12 protein-coding genes are annotated in these 11,577 nt (G+C 75.0%); 11 read left to right on the top strand and 1 reads right to left on the bottom strand.

Annotated elements, in window-relative coordinates; translation table 11 throughout:
• Positions 1–12 precede the first annotated feature (12 nt).
• The 9 genes from FBY24_RS00360 (at position 13) to FBY24_RS18855 (ending at position 9,078) form a co-directional block, all read left to right on the top strand.
• Positions 13–1,188: an ROK family transcriptional regulator gene (locus FBY24_RS00360; RefSeq protein WP_142157090.1), complete on the top strand. Its 1,176-nt coding sequence runs from the start codon at positions 13–15 to the stop codon at positions 1,186–1,188.
• 73 nt (positions 1,189–1,261) lie between these two features.
• A complete protein-coding gene (locus FBY24_RS00355; protein WP_142157088.1) occupies positions 1,262–2,548 on the top strand; it encodes an extracellular solute-binding protein in 1,287 nt (428 codons plus the stop codon).
• A gap of 92 nt (positions 2,549–2,640) precedes the next feature.
• Positions 2,641–3,597 carry a carbohydrate ABC transporter permease gene (locus FBY24_RS00350; RefSeq protein WP_142157086.1) on the top strand — a complete coding sequence of 319 codons (957 nt, stop codon included), beginning with the start codon at positions 2,641–2,643 and terminating at the stop codon, positions 3,595–3,597.
• Positions 3,594–4,520, top strand: a complete 927-nt coding sequence (locus FBY24_RS00345; RefSeq protein ID WP_370510947.1) for a carbohydrate ABC transporter permease — start codon at positions 3,594–3,596, stop codon at positions 4,518–4,520. The genes FBY24_RS00350 and FBY24_RS00345 overlap by 4 nt, the downstream gene beginning before the upstream one ends.
• A gap of 3 nt (positions 4,521–4,523) precedes the next feature.
• A complete protein-coding gene (locus FBY24_RS00340; protein WP_142157084.1) occupies positions 4,524–5,516 on the top strand; it encodes an ROK family protein in 993 nt (330 codons plus the stop codon).
• Positions 5,516–6,298 carry a glucosamine-6-phosphate deaminase gene (gene nagB, locus FBY24_RS00335; protein ID WP_142157082.1) on the top strand — a complete coding sequence of 261 codons (783 nt, stop codon included), beginning with the start codon at positions 5,516–5,518 and terminating at the stop codon, positions 6,296–6,298. Before FBY24_RS00340 ends, nagB begins: the two co-directional genes overlap by 1 nt.
• 105 nt (positions 6,299–6,403) lie before the next feature.
• Complete coding sequence (locus FBY24_RS00330) at positions 6,404–6,790, top strand: DUF3039 domain-containing protein (protein WP_140460218.1); 387 nt, start codon at positions 6,404–6,406, stop codon at positions 6,788–6,790.
• Positions 6,787–8,604 (top strand): DEAD/DEAH box helicase, encoded by a 1,818-nt coding sequence (locus FBY24_RS00325; protein WP_142157080.1) that lies wholly within the window; start codon positions 6,787–6,789, stop codon positions 8,602–8,604. The genes FBY24_RS00330 and FBY24_RS00325 overlap by 4 nt, the downstream gene beginning before the upstream one ends.
• Before the next feature lie 318 nt (positions 8,605–8,922).
• Positions 8,923–9,078: a hypothetical protein gene (locus FBY24_RS18855; RefSeq protein ID WP_160158390.1), complete on the top strand. Its 156-nt coding sequence runs from the start codon at positions 8,923–8,925 to the stop codon at positions 9,076–9,078.
• Between the two features lie 112 nt (positions 9,079–9,190).
• Here the strand turns inward: FBY24_RS18855 and FBY24_RS00315 are convergent, their stop codons facing one another.
• Positions 9,191–10,555, bottom strand: coding sequence for a nicotinate phosphoribosyltransferase (locus tag FBY24_RS00315; protein ID WP_142157076.1), 1,365 nt, complete (start codon positions 10,553–10,555; stop codon positions 9,191–9,193).
• A gap of 93 nt (positions 10,556–10,648) precedes the next feature.
• On the opposite strand from FBY24_RS00315, the gene clpS reads away from it, so the two are divergent.
• Both clpS and FBY24_RS00305 read left to right on the top strand, forming a co-directional pair.
• Positions 10,649–10,924: an ATP-dependent Clp protease adapter ClpS gene (clpS, locus tag FBY24_RS00310; RefSeq protein WP_255432485.1), complete on the top strand. Its 276-nt coding sequence runs from the start codon at positions 10,649–10,651 to the stop codon at positions 10,922–10,924.
• Positions 10,924–11,568, top strand: coding sequence for a DUF2017 domain-containing protein (locus tag FBY24_RS00305; protein ID WP_142157072.1), 645 nt, complete (start codon positions 10,924–10,926; stop codon positions 11,566–11,568). Before clpS ends, FBY24_RS00305 begins: the two co-directional genes overlap by 1 nt.
• Positions 11,569–11,577 lie beyond the last annotated feature (9 nt).

Genomic DNA, 11,577 nt, shown 5'->3' with positions numbered 1-11,577 from the left:
CTACTAACAAACGTGACGACAGGGACGAGACCGGCCGCGGCGCCGAGGCAGGGGGTGGGGCGCGCGCTGCGCCCCACGACCAAGGTGCTGCCCGAGCACGCCCGCGCGCACAACCGTTCGCTCGTGCTGGGGCACCTGTTCCACCACGGCCCCTCGTCGCGCGCCGACGTCGCCCGCAGCTCCGGGCTCACCCGCGTGACCGTGTCCGACCTCGTCGCGGCACTCATCGCCGAGGGCCTCGTCGCCGAGCTCGGCGTGCGCACCGAGGGCAAGGTCGGCAAGCCCGCCACCCTCGTCGGGCTGCGCAGCACCGACCACGCCGTCGTCGCCGTCGACCTCACCGACGACGAGACCGCCCGCGGCGCCGTCATGACGCTGACCGGCGACGTCGTCACGCGTCGCTCGGCACCCTGGCAGGGGGCGACCGGCGACGCCGCCGTCGCGACCGTCGAGGGGCTGTGCGCCGCGCTCGTCGCCGCGGCCGAGCGCCCGGTGATCGGTGTCGGGATCGCCTCGCCGGGCGTCATCGACGACGCCGGGGTCGTGCTCGAGGCGCCCAACCGCGGCTGGTCCGGGGTGCCCCTGGCCGCCCACCTCGCCGCCCTCCTCGACGCGCCCGTGCACGTGGCGAACGACGCGAACACCCGGGCCCTGCGCGAGCACACCTACGGGGGAGCGGCGGCCAGCACCATGACGGTGACGGTCGGGCAGGGCGTCGGCGCCGGGCTCGTCGTGGACGGCGCCCTCGTGCGCGGACGCGGCCACGCCGCCGGCGAGATCGGCCACGTCACCGTGGTCGACGAGACGACGCCCGGCGAGACCCCGCAGCCGTGCGCGTGCGGGCGCCACGGCTGCCTCGAGACCGTCCTGAGCGCCCCGGCCCTGCGCCGGCGCACGGCCGGTCTGGCCCCCGAGGACTCCGACGCCGCGCTGGCGTCGGTCGGACGGATGCTGGGGCGGACCCTGGCACCCGTCGTCAGCGCGCTCAACCTCGCCGAGGTCCTGCTCTCCGGCCCGCCGGAGCTGCTCGACGGACCCCTGCGGGAGGCGACGCTCGCCACCGTGCGCGACCGCACCATGCCCGTGATCGGGCACGACCTGCGGGTGCGCGCGGCGGCGTCGGACGAGGACGCGGCACTGGCAGGTGCCGCGGTCCTCGTCCTCCAGGGCCAGCTCGGGATCACGTGACGACCCCGAGCCGGCCGTCCTGCAGGTCGGAAGTGCACCCCCCGGCACCGTCGCAGCGACGGCAGCCTCGCTCATGGGAGGAAACCCCAACGTGAAGATCCTACGTTTCGCGGCCGTCGGTGCGGCGGCGGCGCTCGTGCTCACGGCGTGCTCGTCCGGCTCGACCGGCGGCGGCGCGACCGACGACGCGGAGGGCGCCGAGATCCGCGTCTGGCTCGTCGGCACCGACACGCCCGACGCGGCGCGCGAGCTCCTCGTCGAGACCTTCGAGGAGCAGAACCCCGGCTCGACCCTCGTCATCGAGGAGCAGGCCTGGGACGGCCTCGTCGACAAGCTCACCACCGCGCTGTCCGGCTCGGACAGCCCCGACGTCGTCGAGGTCGGCAACACCCAGGCGCCGACGTTCACGTCCGCCGGTTTCTTCGCCCCCCTGGACGACGCCCGCGAGGACCTCGGCGGCGACGACCTGCTGCCCGGCTTCGTCGAGGTCGGCACGTGGGACGGCACGCTCTACGCGGCGCCGTACTACGCGGGCTCGCGCGTCGTGTTCTACAGCGAGCAGCTGCTGGGCGACGCCGAGGTCCCCACCACGCTCGACGAGTACGTCGACGCCGCCAAGGCGGCCACGACCGACGACCACTCCGGCGTCTGGTTCCCCGGCCAGGACTGGTACAACATGCTCCCGTTCGTCTGGGAGAACGGCGGCTTCGTCGCCGAGCAGGGCGCGGACGGCACCTGGGAGGCGGGCTTCTCCTCGGAGGGCGGCATCGCCGGGCTCGAGCAGGTCCAGGACCTCTTCGAGAACGCGTCGCTCGCACCCAAGGACGGTGACGAGACCAACCTGCAGGTGCCGTTCTGCGAGGGCGCGACCACGTTCCTCTCGGCGCCCAGCTGGATGAAGTGGTCCATCGTCGCCGAGGAGGACGCCGAGGTCCCCGGCTGCGCCTCGACCTACGGCTCCGACCTGCACGCGTTCGCGCTGCCCGGTGCCGACGGCGGTGCGGCCGAGGTCTTCGCCGGCGGCTCCAACGTCGCCGTCGCGGCCAGGTCCGCGCACCCCGACCTGGCCACGTCCGCGCTGGAGATCATGCTCTCGGACGAGTACCAGACGATCCTCGCGGAGAACGGCCTGATCCCGGCCAGGGTCTCGCTCGCCTCGGCCCTGCCCGACGACGAGATCACGCAGGCCGCGGCGACCGCCGCCGCCAGCTCGCGGCTGACCCCGGCCTCGCCCAAGTGGGGCGACGTCGAGGCGCAGAAGGTCATCCAGGACGCGCTCGTGCAGATCGCGCAGGGCGGTGACGTCACCGAGATCGCCGAGGAGCTCGACGCGACCATCGAGTCGATCCTCAACGGCTGACCCAGCCGACGCACCCCACCGCGTGCGTCGGGCCCCGCCTCCACCGGCGGCGGGGCCCGACGCGCTCCGGCCGCCCCACGCGAAGGATCCCGATGAGCTCCACCGCACTGGCCGCGCCCCCGGGCGCCGCCCCCACGCCGCGCGCGTCGCGCGCGATCGGCACCGGACGTCTGCTGCCCTGGCTCCTGCTGGCACCCAGCCTCGCGGCGCTCCTCGTCGTCACCGGGTACCCGCTGGTGCGCATGCTCTGGCTCTCGGTCCACGAGTACGAGCGCGCCCAGCTCATGGGCGTCCCGGCCGAGTTCGTCGGCCTCGAGAACTACACCAGCACCCTGACCGACGCCCGGTTCTGGGACGTCACGGCCCGCAGCTTCGGCCTGATGCTCACCTGCGTCGTCGCCACGATCACCGTCGGGACGCTCGTCGCGCTGCTGCTCGTCCGGCTCGGGCGGGTGATGCGTCTCGTGCTGTCCGTCGGGCTGCTGCTGGCCTGGGCCATGCCGCCGCTCGCCGCGATGCTCGTCTGGGGCTGGATCTTCGACACCCAGTACGGCGTCGTGAACCACCTGCTCACGTCCGCCACCGGGGAGAGCTGGATGGGCCACTCCTGGCTCATCGACCCCCTGCAGTTCTTCGCCGTCGCGAGCCTCGTCATCGTCTGGGGTGCCGTCCCGTTCGTGGCGTTCACGCTCTACGCCGGTCTGACGCAGATCCCCGGCGAGGTCCTCGAGGCCGCCCAGCTGGACGGTGCGAGCGGGCCGGCGCGGTTCTTCCGCATCCAGGTGCCGTTCGTGCGGGCGATCTACACGGTGCTGATCGTGCTGTCGATGATCTGGGACCTCAAGGTCTTCACGCAGATCTTCGTGCTGCAGGGCATCGGCGGGATCAAGGCCGAGACGAGCACGCTCGGCGTCTACATCTACGAGATGGGCATGGCCCAGGGCCACTACGGGGCCGCCAGCGCCATCGCCGTGCTCTTCACCATCATCATGCTCGTGATCTCGGCGTACTACGTGCGCGCGACGATCAAGGACGAGGGGGAGCTGTGAGCCTCGCACCTGCCGCGCCGGCACCCGCGGCCACGTCGCGCGGCCGCGGGTCGGCCGCACCGGTCGCGCTGCGCCGGCCGCCGCTGCGCCGCCGTGCCGCGACCTGGGGGTGGGGCGTCGTCGCCGTCCTCGTCTCGGCGGCCTTCGCCTTCCCGGTGTACTGGATGGTCAACACCTCGCTGCTGCCGACGAGCGAGATCATCGGCCCGCGCCTGCACCTGTGGCCCGACGAGCTGACGCTGCGCAACTACGGGACCGCGATCTTCCAGCAGGAGCGGTCGCCGTTCCTCCCGGCGCTCGGCAACTCCCTGACGGTCACCTTCGGCGTGCTCGTCGCCGCCATGCTGTTCGCGTTCGTCGGTGCGCTGGCCGTCACCCGGTTCCGGTTCCGGGGGCGGCGGGCGTTCGTGCTGTCGATCCTCGTCGTCCAGATGATCCCGGCCGAGGCCATGATGATCTCGGTCTTCCAGCTCGTCGACGGCTGGCGGCTGCTGAACACGGCGCTCGGCCTCGGCGTGGTGTACCTCGCCGGGGTGCTGCCCTTCACGATCTGGACGCTGCGCGGGTTCGTCGCGGGCGTGCCGGTCGAGCTCGAGGAGGCCGCGATGATCGACGGGTGCTCGCGCGGCCGGGCGTTCTGGGCGATCACGTTCCCGCTGCTGGCCCCCGGGCTCGTCGCCACCGGCGTCTTCGCCTTCCTGCAGGCCTGGAACGAGTTCGTGATGGCGCTGATCATCATGCAGCGGCCCGAGTCGATGACCCTGCCCGTGTGGCTGCGGACCTTCCAGCAGGCCACCCGCGCCACCGACTGGGGCGCGCTCATGGCCGGCTCGGTGCTCGTCGCCGTCCCGGTGATCGTGTTCTTCCTGCTCGTGCAGGGTCGGATGACCGGGGGCCTGGTCTCCGGAGCGGTCAAGGGCTGAGGGATGCGCACCACGACCCTCGCGGACGAGGGCGCGCCGGCCGCGCCCGCCGCGGTCGCCCCGGGCTGGTCCGTCGGCGTCGACATCGGCGGCACCAAGGTGCTCGCCGCGCTGCTCGACCCGCACGCCACCCTCGTCGGCACCCACCGCGCGCCCACCGTCCCCGGGCCCGACGGGCTCGTCGACGCCGTCGCCACCGCCGTCCGGACCCTCGCCGCCGACCACGGCGTGCCCCCGGCCGCGCTCGTCGGCGTCGGGGTGGGCGTGCCCGGCGTCGTCGACCCCGTCACGGGCAGCGTCGAGCACGCCGTCAACGTCGGCGTCACGCACCGGTTCGCGCTCGCGGAGGCCGTCGCCGAGGTCCTCGGCCTGCCGGGGCGCGTGCACCTGGAGAACGACCTCAACGTGGCCGTCCTGGGTGCCGAGCACGCCGTGCCCGCCCCGCCCGGGACGGGGCGCGACCTGGCGTTCCTCGCCCTGGGCACCGGCGTCGCGGCGGGTCTGCTGCTGGACGGTCGGCTGCGCCGCGGGGCGCACCGCGCCGCCGGCGAGGTCGGGCACCTGACGCTGGTGCCCGACGGGCTGCCCTGCAAGTGCGGGCAGCGCGGGTGCGTCGAGCAGTACGCGTCGGGCAGCGCGCTGGACGCCGCCTGGCCGTCCCGCACGGGCCGGCCCTCGCCCGTGGAGGTGTTCGAGGCCGCTGCGGCGGGTGACGCGCAGGCCCGCGCCGTCCGGGACCGGTTCGCCTGGGCCGTCGCCTCGGCGGTGCGGGTGCTCGTGCTGACCTGCGACGTGGACCGCGTCGTGCTGGGCGGCGGGGTCGCCCGGCTCGGCGAGCCGCTGCTCGGCGCCGTGCGCGCCGTGCTGGAGGACGAGTCGCGCGCGTCGCCGTTCCTGGCGTCGTTGCGCGTGGCCGACCGGCTGCGCCTGGCGCCGCCGGACGTGCCGGTCGGCGCCGTCGGCGCCGCCCTGGTGGGACGAGGAGAGGTGGACTGATGGAGGTCGTCATCGCGCCGGTGGCGCGGCTGGCGCAGCTCGCGGCGGACGCGGTCGAGCGGCTGCTGGCGGCGCGCCCGGACGCCGTGCTGGGCCTGGCGACGGGCTCGAGCCCGCTGGCCGTGTACGACGAGCTCGCGCGGCGGCACGCCGAGCAGGGGCTGTCGTTCGCCCGTGCGCGCGGGTTCCTGCTCGACGAGTACGTGGGCCTGCCCGCGGACCACCCGCAGCGGTACCGCACCGTGATCGAGGCCGAGCTCGTCTCGCGCGTCGACCTGCCGTCGGAGGCCGTGCAGGGCCCTGACGGCCTGGCGGCGGACCTCCCGGCGGCCTGCGCCGCGTACGAGCGCGCCATCGCCGACGCCGGAGGCGTGGACCTGCAGGTGCTCGGCGTGGGCACGGACGGGCACGTGGCGTTCAACGAGCCGGGCTCGTCGCTGGCCTCGCGCACGCGCATCAAGACCCTCACGCGCCAGACGCGCGAGGACAACGCCCGGTTCTTCGACGGCGACGTCGAGGCCGTGCCTACGCACTGCCTGACCCAGGGCCTGGGCACGGTGCTGGAGGCCCGGCACCTGGTGCTCGTCGCGACCGGCCGGCACAAGGCGCAGGCGGTGCACCAGCTCGTCGAGGGGCCGGTGACCGCGCTGTGGCCGGGCTCGGTGCTGCAGATGCACCCGCACGTGACCGTCCTGGTCGACGACGCCGCGGCGAGCCGGCTCCAGCTGGCCGACCACTACCGGCAGACGTGGGCCGACAAGCCGTCCTGGCAGACGATCTGAGGGGAGAGGCTGCCGGGATCCCGGGGGAGCAGGGGGCTGCCGGGGGTTCTGCGCCGGGAGGGTCGTGGACCCTCCCGGCGCGGGGCGCGACGTAGCATGTCGGCCATGAGCGAGCCGACCCCGCAGCCCTCCGGGCCCGACGACCCGTTCGGCCCGGACACCCGCTCGGGGACGTCCGTCCTCGAGCGCACGGAGTCCGAGGAGCAGGTCGAGCCTGGCGACCACGAGCGCTTCGCGCACTACGTGCGCAAGGAGAAGATCATGCAGTCCGCGATGTCCGGCAAGCCGGTCGTCGCGCTCTGCGGCAAGGTCTGGGTGCCCGGCCGCGACCCGAACAAGTTCCCGGTCTGCCCGGTCTGCAAGGAGATCTACGAGGGTCTGCGCGAGCCGCAGGACGGCGAGGGCGGCTCCGACGGGGCGGGCGGTGGCGGCGGCGGTCGCGGCTTCTTCGGCTTCGGGCGGGGCAAGGGCTCCGGCTCGGGCGGCGCGTGAGCGCGGCACGCCGCCCCGCGTCCCTGCCCACCCCCACCCACACGCCGCAGCACCCGTCGTCGTCGGCGGCGTCGCAGCTGCCGCCGGCGTTCCCGGCGCGTGCGCCCTGGGGTGCGGCTGGGAGCCTGCGGGCCTGGCAGGCGGAGGCCATCGAGCAGTACCGCACGCGCGCCCCGCGCGACTTCCTCGCGGTCGCCACCCCGGGCGCGGGCAAGACGACGTTCGCGCTGCGCATCGCCACCGAGCTCCTCGAGGCCCGGGTGGTGCGCCGCGTCACCGTCGTGGCCCCGACGGAGCACCTGAAGAAGCAGTGGGCGGACGCCGCGGCCCGGGTGGGCATCCGCCTGGACCCGCGGTTCACCAACGCCCAGGGGCGGCACGGCGCGGGGTACGACGGCGTCGCGGTGACGTACGCGCAGGTGGCGAGCAAGCCGGCGCTGCACGCGGCGCGCACCGGTGCCGAGCCGACGCTGGTGATCCTCGACGAGGTGCACCACGGCGGCGACGCGCTCTCGTGGGGCGACGCGGTCCGGGAGGCGTTCGAGGGGGCGACGCGCCGGCTCGCGCTGACGGGGACGCCGTTCCGCTCGGACACCGCCCCGATCCCGTTCGTGCAGTACGCGCCGGACGGCCAGGGCATCCGGCGCTCCGTGGCGGACTACACCTACGGCTACGGCGAGGCGCTGCGGGACCACGTCGTGCGTCCGGTGATCTTCCTGTCCTACTCGGGCTCGATGCGCTGGCGGACCAAGGCGGGCGACGAGATCGCCGCGCGGCTGGGCGAGCCGCTGACCAAGGACATGACGGCGCAGGCGTGGCGCACGGCGCTCAACCCCGAGGGGGAGTGGATCCCGTCGGTGCTGCAGGCCGCGGACCGGCGGCTGACGGAGGTCCGGCGGGCGGTGCCCGACGCGGGTGCCATGGTCATCGCGACCGACCAGACCGACGCGCGCGCCTACGCCGGCCACCTGGCCCGGATCACGGGCACGTCCCCGACGGTCGTGCTGTCGGACGACGACGGGGCCAGCGACCGGATCGAGGAGTTCGCCGCGAGCGACTCGCGCTGGCTCGTGGCGGTCCGGATGGTGTCCGAGGGTGTGGACGTGCCGCGCCTGGCCGTGGGCGTGTACGCCACGAGCACGTCGACGCCCCTGTTCTTCGCGCAGGCGGTCGGACGCTTCGTCCGGGCGCGGCGGCGCGGGGAGACGGCGTCGGTGTTCCTGCCGAGCGTGCCCACGCTGCTCGAGCTGGCCTCGACGATGGAGGTCGAGCGCGACCACGCGCTGGACCGCCCGACGAAGGAGGGCGACGACCTCGAGGCGTCGCTGCTGCTCGACGCGCAGACCGAGCGGCGCACGGCCGACGCGGTGGGTGCGGACGGCGTGGTGGGGGCGTTCCAGGCGCTCGAGGCGCAGGCCTCGTTCGACCGCGTGCTGTTCGACGGCGGCGAGTTCGGCACGGGCGCCGAGGTCGGCTCGGACGAGGAGCTGGACTTCCTCGGCCTGCCGGGCCTGCTGGACGCCGACCAGGTGACGACGCTGCTGCGCCAGCGCCAGGCCGACCAGCAGGGCGCGCGCCGGGCGGCGCAGCAGCCGCCGCCGAAGCCGGAGATGGACCACCGCCAGCAGGCGGCGCTGCGCAAGGAGCTGGCCCAGCTGGTGGGCGCGTGGGCGCGGCGCAGCGGTCAGCCGCACGCGACCGTGCACGCCGAGCTGCGCCGCCGGTGCGGTGGCCCGGAGGTCGCGCTGGCGGCGCCGGACGAGATCCAGCAGCGGGTCGACATGCTGCGGGGCTGGTTCGTCGGGCGCCGCTGAGGCGGGCCCTGCGCGACCGTCGGACGGGTCACCCGTCCGGCGGTCGCGCTGCGTCGTGGGTGCGCTCTCCCAGCCGCGACCACAGCACCCGTCTCACCATGCGGACGATGAGAGCTGGATGAGATCGCAGGTCAGAGGCCTGGACGCGCGACCACATAGCAAAGCGCGGCGATCGCGCAATTCGGCCTCTCGGCGTGCCGAGGGGCCCTCCCGCTGCCAGGCTCTTCCACGTCACGAACACCGGCTCCGGGTTCCCCCGGACGCCGCAAGCGGTCACCGACCAGACCCCGGTCGGTGCTCACAGCCTGAGAGGTGCACATGCCCAGCTGGCTCATCCTCATCCTCGTCGGCGTCGTCCTCGTCGTCCTCGGCGTCGCGACGAACATCGGCCAGTTCCTCATCTGGATCGGTGTCATCGTCCTCGTCGTCAGCCTGATCCTCGGCCTCGTCGGCCGCGGGCGCGCCAGGATCTAGTCGCCGCAAGGACGCCGGTCGACCACCCCCCCGTCGACCGCCCACGAGGGCCGGGACGCACAGCGTCCCGGCCCTCGGCGTGTCCGGCCAGGTCCGGGCGAGGTCCGGCCGCTCAGGCGTCCAGGTGCCAGGTCGTCGTCGGCACGGCGGCCTCGTCGGCGGACAGCCGGCGGGCACCGCGCGGCAGCTCGTCGCGCGACGCCCGGTGCCGGGCGACGGCCGCGGCGACGCCCGCACGTCCGGTCCGGCCGTCGACCACCGTGCCGTCGCGCACGAGGTCCACGTGCAGGGGGCGCAGGTCGGCGGGCACGGCGCCGTCGCCCCGCGACCACCGCGCGACCCGGTCGTCCGGCCCGGTGACCAGCACCTCCTCCACGGCACGCCCGTCCTCGTCGAGGCGCCGCGCCGCGGCCTTGCGGCCGCCCACGCTGGTCTTGGCCCGGGACGCCTTGGCCACGGGCCGCATGACGCCGGCGTCGTCCTCGCGGGCGACGAGCTTGTAGACCATGCCGCACGTGGGCGAGCCCGAGCCGGTGACCAGCGAGGTCCCGACGCCGTACGTGTCGACCGGCGCCACGGCGAGCGCCGCGATCGCGTACTCGTCCAGGTCCGACGTCACGACGATGCGGGTGCCGTGGGCGCCCGCCGCGTCGAGCTGGGCACGGACCTCGTGGGCCAGCACGCCCAGGTCGCCGGAGTCCAGGCGCACCGCACCCAGCCCCGTGCCCGCGGCCGCGAGCGCCCGCTCCACGCCGCGGCGCACGTCGTAGGTGTCGACGAGCAGCGTGGTGCCCGCGCCGGACGAGCGGACCTGCGACGCGAACGCCTGCTCCTCGTCGTCGTGCAGCAGCGTGAAGGCGTGCGCGGCGGTGCCGATCGTCGGCAGGCCCCACCGGCGTCCCGCCTCAAGGTTCGACGTGCCCGCGAAGCCCGCGACGACCGCCGCACGGGCCGCGGCGACGGCGGCGTGCTCGTGCGCGCGCCGGGCGCCCATCTCCAGGCACGGGCGGTCGACGGCCGCGCTGGTCATGCGGGAGGCCGCCGAGGCGACCGCGGAGTCGAAGTTCAGCACCGACAGCACGAGGGTCTCCAGCAGCACCGCCTCGGCGAAGGTGCCCTCGACGACGAGCACCGGCGACTGCGGGAAGAACGCCTCGCCCTCGGCGTACCCGACGACGTCGCCGCCGAACCGGTAGCCGGCCAGGTAGTCCAGCGTGCGGTCGTCGACGACCCGCTCGTCGGCCAGCCACGCGAGCTCCTCGGCGCCGAACCGGAAGTCCTCGAGCACCTCCAGCAGCCGCCCGGTGCCCGCGAGCACCCCGTACCGGCGGCCGGCGGGCAGGCGGCGCGTGAACACCTCGAACACGCAGCGCCGGTCGGCGGTGCCGTCGGCCAGGGCGGCCTGCAGCATGGTCAGCTCGTAGCGGTCGGTCAGCAGCGCGGTGCTGGGCGAGGCCGGGCGGGCCGTGTCGGTCATGGCGTCACGGTAGACGGCGCCGGGCGGACCGGTCGTGCCCGGCCCACCTACAGTGGCCCCGTGCTCGCCGTCGCCTCCGTCGCCCCCGCCGACGTGCTCCCGGACCAGGCCGCCGACGAGGAGGCCGGCGTCGCCGACGCCTGGGTCACGCTCGTCTGGAACGACCCCGTGAACCTCATGTCGTACGTCACCTACGTCTTCGAGTCGTACTTCGGCTACCCGCGGCCCAAGGCGGAGAAGCTCATGCGCCAGGTGCACGAGGAGGGCCGGGCCGCGGTGTCGACGGGCACGCGCGAGCAGATGGAGGTCGACGTGCAGGCCATGCACGGGTTCGGGCTGTGGGCGACGCTCCAGCGGGGCGGCGAGTGATGCGCGCGTTCCGGGAGCAGCAGGGTCGGTACGTCGCCGAGCTCGACGCCACCGAGCGCGAGGTCGTGGCGTCGGTGCTCGCCGACGTCGCCGAGCTGCTCGGCGCGGGCCGGCTTGAGGACGGTCCGGCCGAGCCCGACGCGGGTCCCGACGGCCCGGCAGGTGCCGACGCCGCGCTGTGGACCGTGCGGATCGCCCCGGTCGAGCCGCCCACGGACCCGGCGGTGCGGCGCCTGCTGCCGGACGCGTCGCGCGACGACGACGAGGTCGCCGCCGAGTTCCGGCGCCTGACCGAGGACGACCTGCGCGCCCGCAAGATCGCCCGGCTGCGCGCGCTGTGGACGGTCGTCGCGCACGGGGAGCCCGGGTGGCCGGACGACGCGCTGGTCGTCGACCCCGCCCGGGCCGGTGACGTGGCGGCGACCCTCACCGACGTGCGCCTGGTGCTCGCCGACCGGCTGGGCGTGCGCACCGACGCCGACGCGCAGGCCCTGCACGCGTCGGACGCGGCCGACGGCGACGACGCCCGCGCCTACCTCGTGGCGCTGTACGACGCCCTGTCGTGGCTGCAGGAGTCCCTCGTCGCTGTGATGCTCGCCGCACCGGGACCGGAGCACCCGGGGCGGGGCCGGTCGGCGGGCTAGTGTGCGTCG

This window comes from Cellulomonas sp. SLBN-39 (assembly GCF_006715865.1).
Taxonomy (GTDB): domain Bacteria; phylum Actinomycetota; class Actinomycetes; order Actinomycetales; family Cellulomonadaceae; genus Cellulomonas.
The sequence above is the reverse complement of the archived record's forward strand: the minus strand, read 5'-3'. Positions and strand labels throughout refer to the sequence as shown.